This is a genomic window from Psychrosphaera haliotis (assembly GCF_009728465.1).
Lineage (GTDB): Bacteria > Pseudomonadota > Gammaproteobacteria > Enterobacterales > Alteromonadaceae > Psychrosphaera > Psychrosphaera haliotis.
Window position 1 is genome coordinate 484,460 of record NZ_WOCD01000005.1, and the last position, 22,242, is coordinate 506,701.

A 22,242-nucleotide genomic window follows, 5' to 3' on the forward strand; every position below is an offset into this window, starting at 1 on the left:
TATGTTCATCGATTTTTTTCTAACGCTAAAAAAGTATCAGGTCCCAACATCTTTAAAAGAGCTGTTGGACTTAATTGAAGCGGTAAAAAAGGGTGTTATTTTTGCCAATGTTGAAGAGTTTTATCATCTTTCAAGGTTGATCCTCGTAAAAGACGAAATCCACTATGACCGCTTTGATCGTGCTTTTGCCGACTACTTTGAAGGCGTGCAAAATATTGATTTAAGCGAACACATCATTCCTGAAGATTGGCTTAGAAAAGAGTTTGAAAAGCAATTAAGCGATGAAGACAAAGCTAAACTGAAGTCTTTAGGTGGTCTGGATCAACTGATGGACACCTTGAAAGAACGCTTAAAAGAACAGCAAGAGCGTCATGCCGGTGGTAACAAATGGGTTGGTACTGGTGGCACATCGCCTTTTGGCGCCTACGGGTACAATCCAGAAGGTGTGCGCATTGGCCAACACGAAAGTCGTCATCGTAAAGCCGTTAAAGTTTGGGACAAACGCGAGTTTCAAAACCTTGATAAAGACAACGCCCTTGGCTCAAGAAACATCAAATTAGCCTTAAAAAAACTGCGTAAATTTGCCCGCACAGGCAATAGTGAAACGCTAGATATAAAACAAACCATAAGAGCCACCGCTAACAATGCGGGTTACTTGGATATAAAAACCCAACCTGAACGACACAATGCGGTGAATGTGTTGATGTTTTTTGACGTTGGTGGATCTATGGACGATTATATTCATATCTGCGAAGAACTTTTTGCCGCGGCACACGGTGAATTTAAACATTTAGAGTTCTTTTATTTTCACAACTGTCTCTATGAGCAAGTTTGGAAAGATAACGCCAGACGTTATGACAAAGGCCTAGATGTAGACGAGTTAATTAGGACTTACGGCAGTAATTACAAAGTCATTTTTGTTGGTGATGCCACTATGGGTCCTTATGAAATTATGATGCCTGGCGGTTCCGTAGAACACTGGAATGAAAAGTCTGGTGCCGACTGGATGAACAAAGTACTTAATCACTTTGACAAAGTTGCATGGTTAAACCCACAAGAAGAGCAACATTGGTCATTTTACGCCTCTATTGGTTTAATGAGGCAACTCGTTAAAGATCAGATGTTTCCATTGACGGTAGATGGAATTGGTCGAGCAATTAAACATTTAAGTTAGGGATTCTTTATGAATAACAAAAATAATGTGACATCGACTCGCATAGCTGGCTTTTTTATTGGGCTCATTGCCCTACTAGGCTCTACTCATTTAATCGCGAATGAGACTGACCAATTATCTAATAAGTTTATTCAGCGAGCGGTATTAACCACTGAGGTGACTGATCGCGAACCGGTGGATAATCTTAACGCCACAGCCATTGATGAAAATACTGCTAAAGTTTACTTTTTTACGGAAGTAACTGACTTATCAGGGCAAAGCATCACTCACCGCTGGTCTTTGGATGGTAAAGTACAGGCCGAGGTTTCGCTAAATATTGGTTCAAATAGATGGCGTACTTACTCAAGTAAAAATTTAGTGCCAATCCTAAAAGGCACTTGGTTGGTCGAGGCGGTTGATGAGCAAAACCGAGTAATCGCGAGCACAACCTTTACCTATTAATCCACACTTTATTATTTAGAAGTGTCGCTAAAACTGGTAGTCTTAGCGACACTTTCTTATGTTAATCCAACCGTTAGTAGTTATTTTATGACCCAGACTTCTGTAACCGAAATTCGAATCGCCACCCGTGAAAGCGCGTTAGCCATGTGGCAAGCTTATTATGTAAAAGCGCAGCTTGAAGCTGCTCATCCTTCGGTTAATGTTGTATTAGTGCCGATGACCACTAAAGGCGACCAAATTTTAGATACTCCTTTGGCAAAAATTGGTGGCAAAGCCCTGTTTGTTAAAGAGCTAGAAGTAGCCATGTTGGAAGATCGTGCAGACATTGCTGTTCACTCAATGAAAGACGTGCCTGTAGAGTTCCCCGACGGACTTATGCTAAACACAATTTGCGAACGAGAAGACCCTCGTGATGCGTTTGTAAGTAACCACCATGCTAACTTTGATGAATTACCAGAAGGTGCGGTAGTAGGAACGTCGTCGTTACGCCGCCAATGTCAATTAAAGTCATTACGTCCAGACCTTGTTATTAAAGACTTAAGAGGCAATGTTAATACGCGTTTACGTAAGCTTGATGAAGGTCAGTACGACGCCATTATTTTAGCAGCAGCCGGTTTAATTCGATTAGAAATGCCTGAGCGTATTAAACAGTATTTACCTACAGAGTTATTACTACCTGCCAACGGACAAGGTGCCGTGGGTATTGAATGTCGTAGTAATGACACAGAAATTAAACAATTGTTAGCCGCACTTGAAGATGCACCAACACGAGCAAGAGTTTTGGCTGAACGTGCCATGAACCGCGGACTTGAAGGTGGCTGTCAGGTACCAATTGGTAGCTATGCAGAAATAGAGGGCGATACCATTTCGCTTAGAGGCCTAGTGGGAAGCTTAGACGGTAAAACCATTATTCGTGATTCCATTGAAGGTCCTGTGTCTAACGCCGAAGCATTAGGTGCTGAACTTGCCAACAAACTATTAGCGCAAGGGGCTGACGTAATTTTGAAAGCCGTTTACGCCGAAGGTTAGTGAATGAGCTCACAAGACGAGCAACCTCAATCTATTCAGTTACTAAATACTCGCCCTACTCCAATGGGCGAGGAACTGACTGTTTTACTTGATGAAGCTAACATTTCATCAATCCATAGCCCGGCTATATCCATTGAACCTACACCGCAACCTTCTGTTATTTTTAATGCGTTACTATCATCAAACACCCTGTTTATTTTCGTTAGTAAAAATGCGGTTAAGCAGTTTTTTGAGGCTATTAACAAACACCCTGAGCTATTAAACGCAGCTAAAAGTCACCAACAACTATTTGCGGTAGGTGAAGGCACAGCGGAGTACCTAGCTCAGTTATTAACAATTCCAAAAACAAATATCCATTACCCACTTCAAAGTGACAGCGACGGCTTGTTAGCCATGGCTGCATTTAATCACGCCAATACAATACAAAGCGCGATTATTGTTAAAGGTAATGATGGCCGTGAACTAATTAAAGACACTTTAATTGAAAGAGGGTTTGAGGTAAGCGAGTGGTCACTATATAAACGAATCCCGAATGATTTTAAAGCTTTGTCTGTGCCTTGGACAAACATTCAAACACTATTGGCCACCAGCATTGATATTGCTAACGCACTGGTAAATGGATTGCAGCTAGCTCTAGATAAGAGTAGGCATGGGGAGCTAAATGATCCGGAGAACTTCCCCCAATATTTAAATAAATGGCAATGGCTAGTTTTTAGCCCTCGAATAAAGGTATATTTACAGACAAAGGGAATTGATGATTCTCGTATTATTATCTGTGAACAAATGAACAATTCTTCTATTATCAATAGTATCCAACGATTGGCGAAGTGAGACGATTATGGCGCAAGGCAAGGACAATAAAACACCTAAAGCGGGTGCAGACTCAAAAGTAGAAAAGAACACTCAGTCTGACGTGAGCAATGAGCAGAACAAAGAGCAGAGCAAAGAGAAGAACAAAGAAAAGAGCAAAGCCGATCAAAAAACCGCAAAGGCCAACGCTGAAATAGAAAAGCTAGAAGCAGAGTTAAAAGCTCAGGCAGCGTTATCAGCAGCGTCCTCAAAGCCAACGTCTTCAAGCCAAGAGACAAAGAAGCCATCAAGCTCTAAGCCAGACGTGAAGCCAAGCTCGAGCCCAGGTTCAGGTTCAAGTTCGGGTTCAAGCTCAACACACAATACTTCATCTCGTGTACCGGCAAAGAAAACTAAAAAACCATTTAGTTGGTTAGCTTTATTTGCATTCCTATTTAGCCTTGTTGCAGTGTCCGGTGTGGCATATTTATGGTGGCAAGCTCAGCAATTTACGCAAACACAACAGAAAGACCTAGAGCAAACAAAAACGCTTGCGGAACAAAGCTATCAACAAACTCGAAATACGTTGCAAAACGTTCAAGATAACTTGGCGCAGTTGCAACTGAATCAACAGCGTGGCAATGACTTTGTGCTTAATACTCAGCAAAGTTTGCAAAGCCTTAATAATCGAATTAAAGAATTAGGCCAAAGCCAACCAAATACATGGCTCGCAGCGGAAAGTTTATACTTGGTTAACTTAGCAGAGCACCGCTTATTGATCGAAAAAGACACAGCGACGGCTGTACAATTGTTATTAGCTGCCAACGTAAGACTAGTGGCAATGCAAGATCCAAGTGTGTTTTACATTCGCACTGCGATTAGTGAAGACATTGCGGTTCTAAATAGCATTGTTCAACCTGATACAGAGTCTTCATTTTTAGCGATATCTGGCGTTATAAGCCAGTTAGAAACTTTACCTTTAGCTCGAAAATACACACCAGATCCTGTCGCTAATGAAAGCAAACCACAAGTTTCGGAAGACATCAGTGATTGGAAGCAAAACCTAGCAAATAGCGTTGAGCGATTTATGGGTAACTTTGTCACCATTACTCGTCGAGATACGCCAATTGAACCTGAATTACCGCCTAAACAACAATGGTTTGTAAGAGCTAATGTTACGAGTCAGTTATTGGCGGCGCAAAACGCGAGTCTAAATTACAAACAGAAAATTTATCAAACTAGCATCGATCAGTCTTTAACCTGGTTACGCCAATATTTTGATTTATCTAGCCCAGCGGTTATATCAGCAATTACCACGCTTGAAGCAATTCAAAACAAACAAGTTGAATTGCAACTGCCTGCTGGTTTAACAACACAACCTCTTTTAAAAGCTTACGTTGCACAACAATTGAATCTACAAAGCATCACGGAGGCCGGCAATGAATAGTTGGCTAAAAAAACTGCTGGCGTTAGCACTCATTGTTTGCGCGTTTCTTTTTGCGTCGAGCCTAACTGGCGAGCAGGGCTACGTTTTAATCTCGTTTGCTAACTGGACTCTTGAAGGCTCTGTCTTTCAAGTTATCGCGGCATTGATCATTATCGCTGTCGCAATTTACGTTGTGGTTAAACTGATTCAATATCTATTTTTAATGTTAATTTGGCCCAGTAAGTGGTGGCAAAAGTTTCACGCAAAAAAGAGCACCAGTTTTTATCAAAATGGCTTAAACCTTATGTCATTAGGTCAATGGGATTTAGCTGCGGAGGAATTTTTAAAAGTTCGTCGCACCGACCGAATTGAATCTGCAAAAGCATTGAGCTTAGTGTGTGCCGCTCATGCAAATAACGAAACAGTGACTAAAAATGTTCAAGAAAAGCTAAAGTTATCTAACTTAGACGATGCGAATAATCTAACCTTTGATAAGTCTAACGTGCCGTTTTCTCAATTAGTATTGGCTTGTCAATCCAAAGACTATCAGCAAGCTGAACAACTATTAAACACACTTAGCACGCCCGTATTGAAGCAAACCATTGCGTTTCAACAGTTATGGCTAGAGGTGAATATTTATCAACATAACTGGAAAGAAGTTGATGAATTGCTACCAAAGCTAAATAAACAAATTAAAAAGCAAAGCTCAGAGCCTGTTTTTGAAGCTTGGCAGACACAACTTACAACTTGGTTTGAAAGAGGCTTTTCTTCATTCGTAGCTCAGAAGTCTTTAAATCAGTTGGAACAATCGTGGCAAGGGCTGCATAAGTCTAATAGACAATTACCTGCGCTGCTATTTGCTTACTTGTCTGCACTGTCAAAAGCACAACAGTCGGACAAAGTAGAATCGTTAATTTTAGAGCAAAAGAAGGTTCTGAATAACAAATTTATACTAAATATAATCCGCCGCTATTATCAACTTAATCACTCTGTGCAAATGGATGTTTTATTTGGGCGAGTGCAAAAACACTTAGTAAATTCGCCCGACGACAAAGAGTTGTTAACTTTATTAGGATATTTAGCTGCCGGTCAACGAGATCATCAACTGGCTAAACAAGCTTTACAGAAAGTGGTTTACAGCCAAAACAACGCTACTGACACTAAACTGTTTGCGCAAGAACTTGCATTGTTAGGCGAAACACAAAAAAGCCTCGAAGTGTATCACTCTCTTTAGTGAGTAATCCCCAGTAAGCTTGGCCTAACATGGTTTAGCTTACTGGGCGATATCGAATAACTCTTACCTAGAGACGGGTACCTACTAACTTATAACTACCAACTAATATTTATAAACTCACACTTGCTAACTGATACCTACTAAATGATAGTTGCTAAATAATAGTTACTTTCTAATTTCCGGCTCTGGTCCTGATTCAAGTTCGGCATTTACGTGTAATGTTTGAGTTGGGAACGCAAACTCTCCACCGTGTTGCTCAACAATATCTGCTATGGCTAACAGCACTGTATGCTTATGTTCATGAAAGGTTACCCAAGATGTAGTGACTGTCATGCAATAAACGAGGATGTTTAAGCTTGATGAGCCAAATCCGTTAAAATTAACAATAATAGTTTGGTCTTGAGCAATATGTTCTGAGCCTTTCAAATAGGTTTTTATATCCTCAACAATGACGTTTACTTGCTTGATGTCATCGTATCTCACCCCTATGGTTTCTTTGATACGACGGTGAGTCATTCTTGACGGGTTTTGCACTGCGATATTATTAAACATGGCATTAGGCACGTATAACGGACGCATATCAAAAGTTCGAATTTTAGATATTCGCCAGCCAATGTATTCAACCGTGCCTTCAATTTCTCTATCTGGTGAGCAAATCCAGTCGCCAACTTTAAAAGGCTTATCCATGTATAACATGATGCCGCCGAACCAATTTGATACTAAATCTTTTGAGGCAAACGCCAATGCGGCACCTGACACACTGCCCAAGGCAATTAAGCCACTGGCATCTAAACCTAGTAAATCAAATGCAACAATGGCTAAAATTACCATAAGTAATAATCGACATACTTTAGCAACGCCAATAATGGCCGTTTGATCTAATCGACCCGTTTCAGAAGAGTCTAGAAACGCGAACTCCAATGTATTTACGACTCTAAAGCCAAACCAACTCATATGAACCGCAATAAGAAGCGGTATTACTGGCATTTCAGATAGACCTAATTTGAGTACCCAAAACTGATTCACAAGTTTAAGCGCATGCCACAAGGTAAGGAAAATTAGAAAGGACTTTGCCGGAAGGTAAAGCGAAAACAAACTGGCTCCCCAAATTTTATTTTGAGGTTGTGCATGTAACTTACTTTTCACCGCACGAAGTACTAATAACGTAATTGCCGTTACTGTCAGCGTCATTAGCTCAATGAAGTAGATATTATCTGGATTAAAAAAGTCTTTTACTAAGTCCACGTTTGCGAATCTTCCAGTTGTTTTTTTAAGAATAACGTTAGGTTATATAAAAACCACGGTTACGCAACCGTGATAAGCCAACATCAATAATAATTAAGGCAAATTAATGAAACTTTGGACCGCTGCTGTTTTCACTCTATCTATTATCGCCAGCCAGTTTATTGCATTTTCAACAAGCGCTAACGCAGAGCCGGAGTACCTTCCTGTAGAGCAATCGTCGCTTGTTTATATGGAAACCAATATTGGCCAAGTTATTATTCAATTAACTGACTTACAGTCACCAATGGCCGCCAAACAGTTTTCAAATTTAGTAACTGAAGGCTTTTATCATAACCAAAGCTTTTACCGAGTCATTGATGGTTTTGTGGCTCAAGCTGGCGAAATGGATTATGAAAAGGGTGTGAGTAAAAAATCGAATTTTCGTCGTCCTATATCGGCTGAGTTTACCAACGTGAGTAATGAGCAATCGGGGTTTCAAGTTGTGCAATCGCCTGCGTTGCTCGCACCTGAAACAGGCTACTGGCATAACTTCCCTGCAGGCCAAGACCCTTCTACAAAAGAGCGTTGGTTATTACATTGCCCTGGCGCAGTAGCGATGGCTAGAAACAACGACCCAGATTCGTCGTCTACTGAGTTTTACATTGTTATTGGACAAGCACCTCGCCATCTTGATAGAAACATGTCAGTAATTGGCAGAGTTGTTCATGGCATGTCAATTGTGCAAGCAATGAATCGCGGAGAACGAGCAGAAGGCGGCATTGTTAAACCTAAATCTGAACAAGTAAAAATACTTAGTGCGGCTATTGGTTCATCGTTATCAAAAGCACAACAAAAAAACATTCGTATTGCTAATACTAAGTCTGATAAGTTTATAAAACGAATTAACAATGCCAAACATAACCCTGGCCCATTTTTGGTATACCCGGGCAATGGCAATGTTGACGTTTGTTATTATCAGCCAAGTATTAAAATAGGTTAACGATAAGCCGGAGCTCTATCATGCATATTTCACTTTTAGCTTTTCTAGGGTTATTACTTCTATTGGTGTCGGGCAGTCAATCTGTCTATGCAGCAGACACTTCTAAAGTCGTGATAGGTGAAGAGTACTGGCATAACTCTAAAGTGCTTAATGCGCCTCGCAAGTACCAAGTGTCGTTGCCTGAACGCTACGAAGGCACTATACGAAAGTACCCTACTCTTTACATCGTTGATTCTGACTTTCACTTTTTACATGTAGCCAGCACCATTAAACATTTAACCCGCATGGGAAAAATGCCACCAATGATTGTGGTTGGTGTTGCGACCTTAAGTGATCCTGACTACGTGTATCATACAACGTGGTCGATTGACCCTGGCACAGTTAAAAATGAAGATGCAGATGCGGCTCAATCAAACAAAGCACAGCCAGAATATGGCGGTATTCAGAAGTTTGACCGATACGTTAATTCAGAGCTAGTGCCAATTATAGATAAAGCGTTTAGAACCAACGATAAACGGGCCATAGCTGGCTATTCTTTAGGTGGCTTATTTGTGCTCAATAACTACTTAAATTCGAGCTCACCGTTTAGTGCTTTTTTAGCCATGAGCCCAAGCGTTTGGTATGACGACATGTCTATTATTCAGCGATTTAAACAAATACCAGCTGCTTCAATGGACGCTTCAAACTCAGCTAAAACCCATAAAAAGCCATTGTTTATTTCCGTTGCGAATGAACAAGGCATGGGCGTTACAGAATTAGTTACCGCCATAAAAGTAAATCCAGCGATAGATAACTGGACTTTTGCATCTATACCTGAAGAAAACCACTTTTCCACAGGATTGCCTGCGCTACTAAAAGGCTTAGAGTTTTTAGCACCTGAATATGGCAAAGACGGCGGTGAGCTTGCAGCGTTGGGCGACTATAAAGCTGTGCTGAAATATTTTGAATCATTAAACACTCAATGGGCTGGCTTTCAAATTGAATGGTTACAAGCTTACCAATTTAGTAAATATGTTTTTTGGTCAGAACAAACGGATAAAATTTCTGAAATCCTTAACGCTGTCCATAAACAATTCCCAAACTCACACGCACAAGTTGCTATTCAACTCGCCAATGGTTTAATAAAAACCGGTGAACTTAGTAAAGCCGATGCGATTATTGCACAAGTAAAACTCGCCGCTAAAAAAATGCCAGAATGGTACAAAGCTAAGGCTGATGTACTGCAAGCACAGAATAAACCTGAACTCGCAAAAGCCATGTACCTGCGCGCGCAGGAATTAGCTAAATCAAATAAATGGTCAGCATGGGAAGTAAACGGCTTAAAACCATAGAGCCCGTTTTAACGAAAGGCAAAGCTGTCAATTTCTCAATACAGTTTTGTCGACAACCCAAATATTCTAGCTATTAAATTTTGTCCTAATGTTTGATTTTTTTACTCTTCGCCCCTATATTGTCTACAATTTACAAAACCTAGAGTTTGATTGTGGGCAAAATTACACTTCCATTTGAACAGCCAGTTACCGCGGCAGACAAGACTTTTATTAAATTAAGAGCGGATATCGTTGAAGGCGACCTTGCTGCTGGACAAAAATTAAGCGAAGCAGAGTTGTCGACAAAGTATGGTGTCAGCCGAGCCGTTGTCCGCGAAGCTATGAACCGATTGGAGTCTAGCTTTCTAGTTGAACGCAAAGCCAATGTGGGCGCTCGTGTTGCAACGTTATCGGTAGAAGGTTTAATCGAGCTTTATCAAGTCCGCGAATCTTTAGAGGGTATGGCCGCCAGACTAGCAGCTAAAAACATGACGGATAAAGAAATTGCCGACCTTAACAAACTCCTCAGCAAACATTTTGACAAGGTTAAAGATGGTGAGTCTTATTACCAAGAAGCGGGTGATTTAGACTTTCATTACCGTGTCATATTAGGCAGTAAAAATCAGCATTTGATCGATATGCTCATTAACGGAATTTACCATTTAGTTCGCATGTATCGTGTGCAACTAGGCATGGCCGGCCCTCGAGTCACTACTGCTTTTGATGAGCACAAACATATTGTTCAGGCCATTAGTAACCGCGACGAAGAACTCGCTGAAATGCTAATGCGTCGACACATCCTTTATTCTAAAAATAATATCGAGAACAAATTAATCTCGATGCAATCAAATTAACCGACATTGCTATTAAATGTCATCAATAGGTTTAACAAAAAAGAGAGAACAGCATGAGCGCAGGTAAGAAGTTTCGCCAAGCATTAATAAACAACAAACCTCTACAAATTGTAGGCACAATTAACGCGTACTCAGCAATGATGGCTAAACAAATTGGCCACCAAGCTATTTACCTTTCTGGTGGCGGTGTTGCTAACGCATCATATGGTCTGCCTGATTTAGGTATGACTTCATTAAATGACGTTATTGTTGACGTACAGCGCATTACATCTGCCTGTGACCTACCATTAATGGTGGATATTGATACTGGTTGGGGTGGCGCATTTAATATTGCCAAAACCATTCGTGATATGGAAAAAGCTGGTGCAGCTGCCGTTCACATGGAAGACCAAGTGGCGCAAAAGCGTTGTGGTCACCGTCCTAACAAAGAAATCGTGTCTACTGCTGAAATGGTTGACCGTATTAAAGCGGCCGTTGATGCTCGTACTGATCCAGACTTTTTTATCATGGCGCGTACAGATTCTTTTGCACAAGAAGGTTTAGAAGCGGCTATTGCCCGTGCTAAAGCGTATGTTGCTGCCGGTGCCGACGGTATTTTTGCTGAAGCTGTGCAAACAGAAGATCATTACCGTGCATTCTCTGAAGCGTTAGATGTGCCAATTCTAGCGAACATCACAGAGTTTGGTAAAACTGAACTTTGGAATAAAGAACAGCTAGGTGAATGGGGCTGCGACATGGTTCTTTATCCATTAAGTGCGTTCCGCGCAATGAATAAGGCTGCTGAGAATGTTTATAAACATATTTTGAACGATGGCGATCAAAAAGCCGTAGTAGATTCAATGCAAACTCGTATGGACTTGTATGATTACCTTGGGTATCACGACTACGAGCAAAAGCTAGATTCATTATTTGCCGAAGGCAAAAACAAGTAATAAAAACAGTCAATTTATAAATATTGATTAGTACAACTAGATAAAAAGTGAGTCAATTTTTGGCTCGCTTAAAAAATAATAAAGCGTCGTAAATAAGGCGCTCAACATGAATAAATTTAACAGGTTAACTCAGGAGAGAAATCATGGCTAAAGTATTAAGTGGCGCGGGTCTTCGCGGTCAAGTTGCAGGTAAAACAGCCCTTTCAACCGTTGGTAAGTCAGGTTCAGGTTTAACCTACCGTGGTTATGACGTAAAAGATTTAGCGAACAACTGTCAATTTGAAGAAGTGGCGTACCTCATTCTAAAAGGCAACCTGCCAACTCAGTCTGAACTTGATGCATATAAGAAGAAACTTCACGGTATGCGTGGTCTTCCTCAAGCACTTAAAGATGTACTAGAGCGCATCCCTGCAAACGCGCACCCAATGGATGTATTACGTACGGGTTGTTCAATGCTTGGTAACCTAGAAATGGAAACTAGCTTTGATCAACAACAAGACGTTACTGACCGTTTATTAGCAAGCTTCCCAAGCATCATTTGTTACTGGTATCGCTTTTCACACGATGGCGTTCGTATTGATGTTGAAACAGATGATGACTCAATTGGCGCGCACTTCCTACATATGCTTCACGGTGAAAAGCCAAATGAATTGCATGAGCAAGTAATGCACGTGTCTTTAATTCTTTATGCTGAGCATGAGTTTAACGCGTCAACATTCACTGCACGTGTTTGTGCGTCAACATTGTCAGACATGCACTCTTGTGTAACTGGTGCGATTGGCTCTTTACGTGGTCCATTACACGGTGGCGCAAACGAAGCGGCGATGGAAATGATTGAAGGCTTCACATCTGCTGATCATGCCGAACAAGAAATGATGGGCAAACTTGAGCGCAAAGAAAAAATCATGGGCTTTGGCCACGCGGTTTATTCTGACTCTGACCCTCGCAACGAAATCATCAAAGGTTGGGCTGAAAAGCTAGCAGCAGACGTAGGCGATACGGTTTTATACCCAGTATCGGTTCGTTGTGAAGAAGTAATGAAACGTGAAAAAGGCTTATTCTGTAATGCCGATTTCTTCCATGCGTCTGCATACCACTTCATGGGTATCCCTACGCCATTGTTTACGCCGATCTTTGTAATGTCTCGCGTTACAGGTTGGGCTGGACATGTTATGGAGCAACGTGCTGATAACCGCATCATTCGCCCTTCTGCAGATTATACTGGCGAAGAGCTACGTCCTGTAACGCCAATTGCAGAGCGTTAATATCTCGACAATAGCAACCCCCTAACGTCAGGCTTTAAATTGAGTTTACAAACATTTGTTGGCTCAACACTTTAAAGCCTTTGATGCTCTAAAGGTGCGGGACTTTTAAACTCCTGCTTCTTTTTTATAAAACCAAACAACATTCATTCATACAATGAATTGGTGATTAAAATGAATATGAATTACAGAAAGCCACTACCAAATGCAGGTATCGACTTTTTCGATACTAAAGAAGCAGTGGATGCCATTAAGCCAGGCGCTTATGCAAAATTACCTTATACATCAAAAGTACTAGCAGAAAACCTAGTACGAAAATGCCCGGAAGATAAACTGACGGACTCATTAACGCAATTAATCGAGCGCAAACGCGACTTAGATTTCCCTTGGTTCCCTGCCCGCGTTGTGTGTCATGATATTCTTGGCCAAACAGCATTAGTTGATTTAGCTGGCTTACGTGATGCCATTGCTGAAAAAGGTGGCGACCCGGCCAAAGTAAACCCGGTTGTCCCAACGCAGTTAATTGTTGATCACTCGTTAGCCGTAGAACACGCAGGATTTGAAAAAGACGCGTTTGAGAAAAACCGCGCCATTGAAGACCGCCGTAACGAAGACCGTTTTCACTTTATCAACTGGACTAAAACTGCATTTAAAAACGTTGACGTTATCCCTCCAGGTAACGGCATCATGCACCAAATTAACTTAGAACGCATGTCACCGGTTATTCAAAACCGTGATGGTGTTGCCTTTCCTGACACGCTAGTTGGAACCGATAGCCACACACCTATGGTTGACGCGTTAGGTGTTATTGCGGTTGGCGTTGGTGGTCTTGAAGCAGAAAGCGTAATGTTAGGCCGTGCGTCTTACATGCGTTTACCAGATATTATTGGTGTTGAACTAACTGGCAAACCTCAGCCAGGCATCACCAGTACAGATATTGTTTTAGCGTTAACAGAGTTTCTACGTAATGAACGTGTTGTCTCTTCGTACTTAGAGTTCTTTGGTGAAGGCGCAAATGCACTAACGCTAGGCGATAGAGCGACCATTTCCAACATGACACCAGAATTTGGTGCCACAGCTGCAATGTTCTACATAGATCAGCAAACTATTGACTATTTAACGCTAACTGGCCGTGAAGACGACCAAGTGAAATTAGTTGAAAACTACGCAAAACAAACTGGCCTTTGGGCTGATGAAATGGTTGAAGCCGAATACGAACGTGTTCTGACGTTTGACCTTTCTAGTGTTGTTCGTAATATGGCTGGCCCTTCAAATCCTCATGCTCGTGTTGCAACCACTGACTTAAAGTCAAAAGGTATTGCTGGCATTGTTGAGAATGAAGAAGGCAAAATGCCAGATGGCGCAGTTATTATCGCGGCTATTACAAGTTGTACTAATACCAGTAATCCACGCAACATGGTTGCTGCTGGCCTGATAGCTCGAAACGCAAATAAACATGGCCTGTTGCGCAAGCCTTGGGTTAAGTCTTCATTAGCGCCAGGCTCTAAAGCCGTAACTATGTATTTAGAAGAGGCAAACTTATTGCCTGAACTAGAGCAACTAGGCTTTGGTGTTGTTGCTTATGCCTGTACTTCTTGTAATGGTATGAGTGGCGCACTCGACCCTAAAATTGCGCAAGAAATTAAAGATCGTGATTTATACAGCACCGCGGTTTTATCTGGTAACAGAAACTTCGATGGCCGTATTCACCCTCATGCAGACCAAGCCTTCTTGGCATCACCGCCACTTGTTGTTGCTTATGCTATTGCCGGTACAATTCGCTTTGACATCGAAAAAGACATTTTAGGACACGATAAAGACGGTAACCCAATTACTCTTAAAGACTTGTGGCCAAATGATGAAGAAATTGATGCAGTAATTAAAGCGAGCGTTAAACCTGAGCAGTTCCGTAAGGTTTACGAGCCAATGTTCGACCTAACAGTAGATTATGGTGAAGATAACGACCCATTATATGACTGGCGTCCGCAAAGCACGTACATTCGTCGTCCTCCTTATTGGGAAGGCGCGTTAGCGGGTGAACGCACAATGAAGGGCTTGCGTCCGTTAGCTGTGCTTGGTGATAACATCACCACGGATCACTTATCGCCTTCAAATGCCATTATGATGGACAGCGCAGCCGGCGAATACCTACATAAAATGGGTTTACCGGAAGAAGACTTTAACAGTTACGCAACGCACCGAGGCGATCACTTAACGGCGCAACGTGCCACCTTTGCCAACCCAAAACTATTGAATGAAATGGTTCAAGAGAATGGACAGGTTAAGCAAGGTTCTTTTGCTCGAATTGAGCCTGAAGGCAAAGTAACGCGTATGTGGGAAGCGATTGAAACCTACATGGAACGCAAGCAGCCGCTCATTATTGTTGCGGGTGCCGATTACGGTCAAGGCTCTTCTCGAGATTGGGCTGCTAAAGGTGTTCGTTTAGCGGGTGTAGAAGTCATTGTAGCCGAAGGATTTGAGCGTATTCACCGTACTAACTTGATTGGTATGGGCGTTTTACCGCTTGAGTTTATGCCTGGCACAACACGTAAGACATTAGGTTTAGACGGCACTGAAACTTATGACGTTAAAGGCGAACCAACGCCTGGCGCAACGTTAGCAGTTGTTGTTAATCGCAAAGATGGCAGTTCTGTTGAGGTTCCGGTTAAGTGTCGCTTAGACACTGCAGAAGAAGTTTCTATTTATGCTGCTGGCGGTGTATTACAACGTTTTGCACAAGACTTCCTAGAATCTCAACACAGCTAAATTATGAGCTAACTGGTATATCCGGTTAAGATTCTAATATAAAGCGGTGAGTCTAACTTGCCGCTTTTCATCTCATACAAACATAAGGAGGAACGTAATGTCTTCAACACATTTGCCTCAGATAAAAATTCCAGCCACATATATGCGCGGCGGCACCAGTAAAGGTGTCTTTTTTAGTTTAGACGACTTACCACTAGAAGCTCAAGAACCAGGCGAAACACGTGACGCGATTTTACTTAGAGTGATTGGTAGCCCAGATCCATACGGAAAGCACACAGACGGAATGGGTGGAGCAACATCAAGCACAAGTAAAACGGTAATATTGTCGCAAAGCAATAAAGCGGATCACGACGTTGATTACTTATTTGGGCAGGTTGCTATAGACAAGCCTTTTATTGATTGGAGCGGTAACTGTGGAAACTTAACCGCCGCGGTTGGTTCGTTTGCCATTTCAAATGGTTTAGTTGACGCCGATCGAATTCCAAAAGACGGCATTGCGACGGTTCGAATTTGGCAGGCTAATATTGGTAAAACCATTATTGCACAAGTCCCTATGACCGATGGCGAAGTTCAGGAAACCGGTGATTTTGAGCTTGATGGCGTTACCTTTCCAGCCGCAGAAGTGGAAGTGCAATTTTTAAATCCAGCTGACGGTGAAGGCGCCATGTTCCCTACTGGTAACGTAGTGGATGAGTTAGAAGTGCCTGCAATCGGCGATTTTCCTGCTGCGACCTATAAAGCCACTATGATCAATGCTGGCATACCAACTATTTTCCTTAATGCAGCCGACATAGGCTATACCGGTACAGAATTGCAAGAAGCTATTAATAATGACGACGCCGCATTAGCGCGTTTTGAACATATTAGAGCACACGGCGCGGTTAAAATGGGCCTAATTCAAAACATTAGCGAAGCCGTTGCACGCCAGCATACGCCAAAAGTCGCCTTTGTTGCGCCACCAGCAGATTATGTTACCTCAAGTGGTAAACACATCGCCAAAGCTGATATCGATGTGTCTGTTCGTGCATTGTCTATGGGTAAACTTCATCATGCTATGATGGGCACAGCCGCTGTTGCAATTGGCACTGCAGCCGCTATTCCAAATACGCTTGTTAATTTAGCAGCAGGTGGAAAGAACAGACAGGCTGTTACTTTTGGTCACCCAAGTGGTACCTTAAAAGTTGGTGCTGAAGCCGAAATGCTAGATGGTAATTGGCAAGTTAAGAAAGCTATTATGAGTCGCAGTGCGCGGGTCTTAATGGAAGGCTGGGTAAGAGTGCCTCAACGTTAATATAAACGAAGCCACCTTTTTGGTGGCTTTTTTAAGGAAACTATATCTATGCCAGAGCTAAGTTGGCTATATCAATTCAGCAGCGTCACCATTGCCGTTTGTTTATTCATTAACATTATTTTATTCAATGAGTTTGGGTTCCGTATTGGCCGGTTTGTACAAAAACAAACCCCTGAAGAAGTAAAGTCACTAACGGGCTCCATTCAAGCATCAATACTTGGCTTACTTGCGCTGTTACTGGGCTTTACATTTAGTATGTCGATGGACAGATATAAAACACGAAGCATTGCCGTTATTGAAGAAGCTAATGTTATTCAATCGACCATCATCGAATCTAAATTTTTACCGGTTACAGAGGCTTATAGGGCAAACAAATTACTTACAGAATATGTAGAGATAAAATCTGAATTGAGTGAAACTAGTATTGTTGATGAGAGCCATCGCACGCAACTTCACCTTGAGTCAGTCCGAGTGCAAAAACAGTTACTTGAGGTATCTGAAAGTAGCGATTTTAGATCTAAGATAATTAAAGTGATTGAACAGCAAAATACTCGAAACGCCTTAATCAAAATGCACGTGCCTGACGTTGTACTAATATTACTGTTTGTCGTGTTCTTATCGGCTGTTACCATATTAGGCTATTCAGTTGGCCTTAGTGGCTCAAGAATGATGATGCAAATATCTATGGTATCCTTACTTATCACATTGATTGTATTTATCATTATTGATTTAGACAGGCCCAAAAGAGGTTTGATTAAAATAGACCAATCACCTCTGCTCTATTTGCAGCAACAGCCTTATTAGTTAGGCTGAACTTTAATATTCATAAGGAGTTGGACAATGAATAAAACGCTAACAAAAATAATAAAAGTAAGCTTAAGTGCTGGCATCACTATTCTTGTTATTGGCTGCAGTAATATGCAGGCGAGCTATGATTCAGAAACCCGCGTAATAGAAGAAAAAGAACTTAAGAAAAAACGCACTGACAGTTGCCAGAATGCACAAATTGACGTATCCGAAGCCAAAGCAACGAACGATCAAGCGGCTATCGACAGAGCCCTTCGCATGGCGGAAAAGGCTTGTGCTGAGTCAATTAAAAAGGCGAAAAGCAAACAGTGATCACGACTTGTTCACTTTGAACCAGTAATCAGTAATCAGTAATCAGTAATCAGTAATCAGTAATCAGTAATCAGTAATCAGTAAACATAAAAAAAACCAAGGAGTATTCCTTGGTTTTTTCGTTCTGGATAATTAAAAGTGATTAGATTGAGTAATCAACCACTTTAAGATCCATTGCTTCTAGTTTTGGCTTTAACGTTTTTGCATCACCTACAACAACCATTATCATGTCGTTAATGATTAAATACTTTTTCGCTAATTCATTAATTTCTTTTTGACTAATGCCAGCCACAATTTCATTTCTAGTATCTACAAAAGTAGGCGCTAAATCATGTTCTAGTATTTGTGCTAAAAAGCCTAGCTTTGCGCGAGGTGTTTCATATTTTAATGCATCACCTTGGTTAATTGCTAAGCGCATAAAGTTTAGTTCTTCGGGCGTAATACCCGACGCTTGATATGTGGAAATTTCTTTAACAAACTCCGCTATCGATTTGTCCGTCGCATCAGCTCGAACTTCCGCACTAGCTGTATAACCACCGGTATTTTTGTCGCCCCAAAAACGAGAGCGAGCACCATAGGTATAACCTTTATCTTCTCTCAAGTTAAGGTTAATACGGCTATTAAATGCACCACCTAACGCAAAGTTCATTAGGCTCGCTTTATAAAACTCACCGGTAATATCTTGCGTAAGACCGCGCTTGCCAATCCTAATAGCCGATTGAGCGGCGTTGTCTTTATTTACTAAATAAACCGTACCTTTATCTAACTCAACGGCAGGTAAATTTAACTCAAGCTTTGGCGCTTCGCCTTTCCAGTCTGCAAACGCTACCAGCGACTTATTAATAGACGCCTGTGGCAGATCAGATACCACAATAAGCTGTGAGCCTTTTGGTTTTATATGTTTTACATAAAACGCTTTTACGTCCGCTAAAGTAATGTTGGCAACAGTAGCTTCATTACCATCAGAAGGAACTCCTGCAATAGAATCACCGAATAGGATTTGAGCATAAGCTGTTGATGCTAAATAACCCGCATCTTTTTTAGCATTATTGAACTGTTGCAATACATTATTTTTAACACGAGCAAACTCTGCTTCATCAAAAGCCGGATTCATTAGCTTTTCATTCACCAACGCTAATGTTTTATCTAAGTTTTTGCTCAGCGCATTTACGTTAACGTTAATGTAATTATTGTTTTCACTAATATAAACGTTGCTACCCAGTTTACGCAGCTCTTTACTCATGTCTTCTGCAGAACGCTGAGTTGTTGATTCAGCAAACATTGACGCTAATAAATTAGATAATCCGGCTTGCTCTTTAGACTCATAAAAGTGACCAGCTGGAATTTTAATTAACATTGACGTTGTTGGTGTTTCGATACTTTGAGCACCTAAAACAGATAAACCATTAGTTGTAGTAACTTGCCACATCTCTGGCACGTCTACTGGCTTATTTGCTCCGGCTGTTGGCATTGTGCTTCTATCAAAATTAGATTTAGCGACGCGTACGTTTAAGTCATCGGCTGTAGCGTTTTTAAGCTCAGGAATAGTGCGCTCTGGCGTTACATAAGTGTCTTCATGAGCAATAGTATCAAGTTTGCCTTTAGGCACGACACTCATGATCACTGCATGTTTACCTTTGATATATTCTTTATAAACTCGCATTACATCGGCTTTGGTTACATTTGCGTAACGAGCAATGTCTTTTTCAATATAGTTTGGGTTACCCGTAAAGATTTCGTTGCTTGCTAGCTGGCTTACTTTTCCTGAAACACTTTGTAAACCAAAGATGAAAGACGCTTCCATATTGGCTTTTACTTTAAGTAAGTCATCATCTAACACACCGCGAGTTTCAAATTCAGTCATCGAATCTCTAATGATTTTTTCTAAATCAGCCAGTGACTTGCCCGCTGCAGGGTTAGGTAAAGCAAACATGTTTAGCGTACAAGCTAGCTCTGAACATGGGTGACTTACCGACGCTTGAACTGCAAATTGATTCTTAACTAAGTTCTTGTAAAGCAGTGATGTTTTTCCGCCGCCTAGAATCTCAGCCAAAATATCCATTGGCGCTTCATCTTCATGGCGAATATGAACCGTAGGGTAAGACATATAAAGTAGTGGTAAATGAACGTTATCTTCCATAGAGATATATCTATCAGCATCTAACGTTACTGGCGCCTTCTCAGGCATTTTAACTTCTGGGCCTTTTGGAATGGTTCCAAAATACTTATTCACTAACTCAAGAGTTTTAGCTTCATCAATGTCACCACCAATTGTGATAGTTGCATTGTTTGGACCGTACCAGCGTAAGAAAAACGCTTTTAGATCGTTCACATTAACTCGGTTTAAGTCTTCCATATAACCAATAACCGGCCATGAATAAGGATGACCTTCTGGATATAAAGCTGCAGAAACACGCTCGTTTAATCTTCCGTATGGACGGTTATCAACTCTTTGACCGCGTTCATTTTTTACTGTTTCACGTTGGACTTCAAACTTCTCTTGAGTAACTGCGTCTAAAAGGTAACCCATTCTGTCTGATTCTAACCACAGCATTTTTTCTAGCTGATTCGCAGGAACCGTTTCAAAGTAGTTTGTGCGGTCGGTATTTGTTGTGCCATTTAAAGTACCACCGGCTTCAGTGATAATTTTAAAGTGTTCTTCATCAGCTACATTTTCAGAGCCTTGGAACATCATATGTTCAAAGAAATGGGCGAAGCCTGACTTACCAATGTCTTCACGGCCTGAACCTACGTGATAAGTTACGTCAACGTGAACTAACGGATCTGAATCATCTTGATGAAGGATAACCGTTAGACCATTGTCTAGTTTGAACTTTTTATAAGGGATGGCAGTTTTGCCTGGTTCGGCGTTAACTTGGTCTAATATTTTAAAGCCAGCAATCTCTTGAGCGGCTATTTGCTGCTCAGTGTTTTGGCTCTTTGATGGTACGTCACAACCAGACAGTAAAGCGGCCGCAACTAGTGAAATCTTCCATGCTTTCATGAAAGTAACTCCTTTTTCATTATATAAAAGATAAGTAATTAAACTAAACGATTATGAGTTTAATGTCACTTAAGTTTCTTTTCCCAAAACTCAGCTTTACCCATTTCTGGATCAAGCTCGTAACCTTTAAAACCATATTTAAGGTAAGAGTTTCTAGCGACAGTATTTCCCTCTAAAACTTCGAGTGTCAGCTTACAAGCACCTTTACTGCTGGCGATTCGCTCTACTTCATCCAACATTTTCTGACTTAGTCCTAACCCTCTAAAATCACCAGCAACGGTAACATCGTGAATATTAACTACGGGTTTACAGGCAAAGGTAGAAAAGCCCTCAAAACAGTTTATTAAACCGGCTGGCTTACCATCAACGTATGCAAGTACAGAAAACGCATGAGGTGTTTTTGCTAATGCTGCTATTAAGTTGTCTTGACTGAATTGACTTAATGGCTCAGCGCCGCCCATTGGGTCTTGTGCGTATCCATTTAGTAAATTAACTAAGTCTGTACCGTCTTTTTCTACGTTGTAATCGGCTTGTCTGATTTCTATGTTCATTAACGCCCATTCCTTTCATTTAGTATTAAATTAAAAAACCCACTGACTAATTTAGTGAGTGGGTTCCGATATAACATGCTTATTGCTAAATAAACGCAAAGGCGTCGGCAAACATATGTTCTTTTATCGCGCCTTTTTGGCTTATGAAGTCTTCCCTTGCGATTCCAGCCATTTTAAATGGACCCGCTAGGTAAATATCATAAGGTTCTAAACTAACAATATCTTCCATCACTGCCTGATGAACATAACCCACTTTACCTGACCAATTATCTTCAGCTTCTTCCACAACGGGAATGTATTGAAAGTGAGGAAATTTGTTGGCCCACTCAGCTAAATACTCTGATGCATATAAAGACTCTTCATCTTTAGCGCCCCAATAAAGTAATACGGTATGGAAAGGTTTTGTTTCGGCTAGATAGTCAGCAATGGATTTAACATAAGAAAAACCTGTGCCACCCGCCATTAAGACAATTGGACGCTCAGATGCAGAATTAAGATGTGCATGACCTAAACCAATTTCTAACGTTACCGTTTTGTTTTCGGCTAAGTGATCAAGCGCTCCTTGCGGATAAGCATCACCTGGACCTGCACCAATATGGAGTTCTATAAATTCAGAAGTAGGGCTCGAGGCGATAGAAAATATACGCTTGTCGTCATCTGACAAAACAACTTGTAGATATTGACCCGCTAAAAACTGAGCTGGCTCAAGCGGTTTCATCTTAACGATTTTTACATAATCCGTGACAGCTTCAATTGACACGACTTCGGCAGTTATCTGATGTGCAGACATTAAATCTCATTTCCTAATATAGAAGCGACTATATGACTATAGTACG

Annotated in this window: 19 protein-coding genes; 15 read left to right on the forward strand and 4 right to left on the reverse strand. The window is 41.2% G+C overall.

The window, feature by feature from the left end; translation table 11 throughout:
• Window position 1 precedes the first annotated feature (1 nt).
• The 6 genes from GNP35_RS12870 (at window position 2) to GNP35_RS12895 (ending at window position 6,093) form a co-directional block, all read left to right on the forward strand.
• Window positions 2-1,174, forward strand: coding sequence for a vWA domain-containing protein (locus GNP35_RS12870; RefSeq protein ID WP_155696490.1), 1,173 nt, complete (start codon window positions 2-4; stop codon window positions 1,172-1,174).
• A 9-nt stretch (window positions 1,175-1,183) separates the two neighbouring features.
• Entirely contained in the window at window positions 1,184-1,615 is a 432-nt protein-coding gene (locus GNP35_RS12875) for a DUF2914 domain-containing protein (protein ID WP_155696491.1), read from the forward strand.
• Window positions 1,616-1,702: 87 nt separating this feature from the next.
• Window positions 1,703-2,644: a hydroxymethylbilane synthase gene (gene hemC / locus GNP35_RS12880; RefSeq protein ID WP_155696492.1), complete on the forward strand. Its 942-nt coding sequence runs from the start codon at window positions 1,703-1,705 to the stop codon at window positions 2,642-2,644.
• A gap of 3 nt (window positions 2,645-2,647) precedes the next feature.
• Complete coding sequence (locus GNP35_RS12885) at window positions 2,648-3,475, forward strand: uroporphyrinogen-III synthase (RefSeq protein WP_155696493.1); 828 nt, start codon at window positions 2,648-2,650, stop codon at window positions 3,473-3,475.
• A gap of 7 nt (window positions 3,476-3,482) precedes the next feature.
• Window positions 3,483-4,880, forward strand: a complete 1,398-nt coding sequence (locus GNP35_RS12890; RefSeq protein WP_155696494.1) for a uroporphyrinogen-III C-methyltransferase — start codon at window positions 3,483-3,485, stop codon at window positions 4,878-4,880.
• The gene (locus tag GNP35_RS12895; protein WP_155696495.1) at window positions 4,873-6,093 is read left to right on the forward strand and encodes a heme biosynthesis HemY N-terminal domain-containing protein; all 1,221 of its coding nucleotides are present in this window, start codon (window positions 4,873-4,875) and stop codon (window positions 6,091-6,093) included. The genes GNP35_RS12890 and GNP35_RS12895 overlap by 8 nt, the downstream gene beginning before the upstream one ends.
• Window positions 6,094-6,258: 165 nt before the next feature.
• Here GNP35_RS12895 and GNP35_RS15875 read toward each other — a convergent pair whose 3' ends face one another.
• Window positions 6,259-7,338 carry a mechanosensitive ion channel family protein gene (locus GNP35_RS15875; RefSeq protein WP_155696496.1) on the reverse strand — a complete coding sequence of 360 codons (1,080 nt, stop codon included), beginning with the start codon at window positions 7,336-7,338 and terminating at the stop codon, window positions 6,259-6,261.
• 106 nt (window positions 7,339-7,444) lie between these two features.
• Here GNP35_RS15875 and GNP35_RS12905 point away from each other — a divergent pair, with 106 nt between their 5' ends.
• From GNP35_RS12905 to GNP35_RS12945, 9 genes are all read left to right on the forward strand, one after another.
• Window positions 7,445-8,317: a peptidylprolyl isomerase gene (locus GNP35_RS12905; RefSeq protein WP_155696497.1), complete on the forward strand. Its 873-nt coding sequence runs from the start codon at window positions 7,445-7,447 to the stop codon at window positions 8,315-8,317.
• A 20-nt stretch (window positions 8,318-8,337) separates the two neighbouring features.
• Window positions 8,338-9,648, forward strand: coding sequence for an alpha/beta hydrolase-fold protein (locus tag GNP35_RS12910; RefSeq protein ID WP_155696498.1), 1,311 nt, complete (start codon window positions 8,338-8,340; stop codon window positions 9,646-9,648).
• A gap of 161 nt (window positions 9,649-9,809) precedes the next feature.
• Entirely contained in the window at window positions 9,810-10,481 is a 672-nt protein-coding gene (locus tag GNP35_RS12915) for a GntR family transcriptional regulator (RefSeq protein ID WP_330997856.1), read from the forward strand.
• A 53-nt stretch (window positions 10,482-10,534) separates the two neighbouring features.
• Window positions 10,535-11,413, forward strand: coding sequence for a methylisocitrate lyase (gene prpB, locus GNP35_RS12920; RefSeq protein WP_155696500.1), 879 nt, complete (start codon window positions 10,535-10,537; stop codon window positions 11,411-11,413).
• A gap of 143 nt (window positions 11,414-11,556) precedes the next feature.
• The gene (gene prpC, locus GNP35_RS12925; protein ID WP_155696501.1) at window positions 11,557-12,678 is read left to right on the forward strand and encodes a bifunctional 2-methylcitrate synthase/citrate synthase; all 1,122 of its coding nucleotides are present in this window, start codon (window positions 11,557-11,559) and stop codon (window positions 12,676-12,678) included.
• A gap of 171 nt (window positions 12,679-12,849) precedes the next feature.
• Window positions 12,850-15,441, forward strand: a complete 2,592-nt coding sequence (gene acnD / locus GNP35_RS12930) for a Fe/S-dependent 2-methylisocitrate dehydratase AcnD (RefSeq protein WP_155696502.1) — start codon at window positions 12,850-12,852, stop codon at window positions 15,439-15,441.
• 97 nt (window positions 15,442-15,538) lie between these two features.
• On the forward strand, window positions 15,539-16,732 hold the full coding sequence (gene prpF / locus GNP35_RS12935) for a 2-methylaconitate cis-trans isomerase PrpF (protein WP_155696503.1): 1,194 nt from the start codon (window positions 15,539-15,541) through the stop codon (window positions 16,730-16,732).
• A gap of 48 nt (window positions 16,733-16,780) precedes the next feature.
• Window positions 16,781-17,536, forward strand: a complete 756-nt coding sequence (locus GNP35_RS12940) for a bestrophin-like domain (protein WP_155696504.1) — start codon at window positions 16,781-16,783, stop codon at window positions 17,534-17,536.
• 36 nt (window positions 17,537-17,572) lie between these two features.
• The gene (locus tag GNP35_RS12945) at window positions 17,573-17,851 is read left to right on the forward strand and encodes a hypothetical protein (protein WP_155696505.1); all 279 of its coding nucleotides are present in this window, start codon (window positions 17,573-17,575) and stop codon (window positions 17,849-17,851) included.
• A 142-nt stretch (window positions 17,852-17,993) separates the two neighbouring features.
• On the opposite strand, the gene GNP35_RS12950 is transcribed toward GNP35_RS12945, so the two are convergent.
• From GNP35_RS12950 to fre, 3 genes are all read right to left on the reverse strand, one after another.
• A complete protein-coding gene (locus tag GNP35_RS12950; RefSeq protein WP_155696506.1) occupies window positions 17,994-20,855 on the reverse strand; it encodes a M16 family metallopeptidase in 2,862 nt (953 codons plus the stop codon).
• Window positions 20,856-20,920: 65 nt separating this feature from the next.
• A complete protein-coding gene (locus GNP35_RS12955) occupies window positions 20,921-21,406 on the reverse strand; it encodes a GNAT family N-acetyltransferase (protein ID WP_155696507.1) in 486 nt (161 codons plus the stop codon).
• Between the two features lie 85 nt (window positions 21,407-21,491).
• On the reverse strand, window positions 21,492-22,196 hold the full coding sequence (fre, locus tag GNP35_RS12960) for an NAD(P)H-flavin reductase (protein ID WP_155696508.1): 705 nt from the start codon (window positions 22,194-22,196) through the stop codon (window positions 21,492-21,494).
• Window positions 22,197-22,242: the final 46 nt, after the last annotated feature.

What these genes read in the sequence shown, in the direction of transcription:
- GNP35_RS12870 (WP_155696490.1), top strand. Translation starts at nt 2, where the DNA reads ATGTTCATCGATTTTTTTCTAACGCTAAAAAAGTATCAGGTCCCAACA.
- GNP35_RS12875 (WP_155696491.1), top strand. Translation starts at nt 1,184, where the DNA reads ATGAATAACAAAAATAATGTGACATCGACTCGCATAGCTGGCTTTTTT.
- hemC (WP_155696492.1), top strand. Translation starts at nt 1,703, where the DNA reads ATGACCCAGACTTCTGTAACCGAAATTCGAATCGCCACCCGTGAAAGC.
- GNP35_RS12885 (WP_155696493.1), top strand. Translation starts at nt 2,648, where the DNA reads ATGAGCTCACAAGACGAGCAACCTCAATCTATTCAGTTACTAAATACT.
- GNP35_RS12890 (WP_155696494.1), top strand. Translation starts at nt 3,483, where the DNA reads ATGGCGCAAGGCAAGGACAATAAAACACCTAAAGCGGGTGCAGACTCA.
- GNP35_RS12895 (WP_155696495.1), top strand. Translation starts at nt 4,873, where the DNA reads ATGAATAGTTGGCTAAAAAAACTGCTGGCGTTAGCACTCATTGTTTGC.
- GNP35_RS12905 (WP_155696497.1), top strand. Translation starts at nt 7,445, where the DNA reads ATGAAACTTTGGACCGCTGCTGTTTTCACTCTATCTATTATCGCCAGC.
- GNP35_RS12910 (WP_155696498.1), top strand. Translation starts at nt 8,338, where the DNA reads ATGCATATTTCACTTTTAGCTTTTCTAGGGTTATTACTTCTATTGGTG.
- prpB (WP_155696500.1), top strand. Translation starts at nt 10,535, where the DNA reads ATGAGCGCAGGTAAGAAGTTTCGCCAAGCATTAATAAACAACAAACCT.
- prpC (WP_155696501.1), top strand. Translation starts at nt 11,557, where the DNA reads ATGGCTAAAGTATTAAGTGGCGCGGGTCTTCGCGGTCAAGTTGCAGGT.
- acnD (WP_155696502.1), top strand. Translation starts at nt 12,850, where the DNA reads ATGAATATGAATTACAGAAAGCCACTACCAAATGCAGGTATCGACTTT.
- prpF (WP_155696503.1), top strand. Translation starts at nt 15,539, where the DNA reads ATGTCTTCAACACATTTGCCTCAGATAAAAATTCCAGCCACATATATG.
- GNP35_RS12940 (WP_155696504.1), top strand. Translation starts at nt 16,781, where the DNA reads ATGCCAGAGCTAAGTTGGCTATATCAATTCAGCAGCGTCACCATTGCC.
- GNP35_RS12945 (WP_155696505.1), top strand. Translation starts at nt 17,573, where the DNA reads ATGAATAAAACGCTAACAAAAATAATAAAAGTAAGCTTAAGTGCTGGC.
- GNP35_RS12950 (WP_155696506.1), bottom strand. Translation starts at nt 20,855, where the DNA reads ATGAAAGCATGGAAGATTTCACTAGTTGCGGCCGCTTTACTGTCTGGT.
- GNP35_RS12955 (WP_155696507.1), bottom strand. Translation starts at nt 21,406, where the DNA reads ATGAACATAGAAATCAGACAAGCCGATTACAACGTAGAAAAAGACGGT.
- fre (WP_155696508.1), bottom strand. Translation starts at nt 22,196, where the DNA reads ATGTCTGCACATCAGATAACTGCCGAAGTCGTGTCAATTGAAGCTGTC.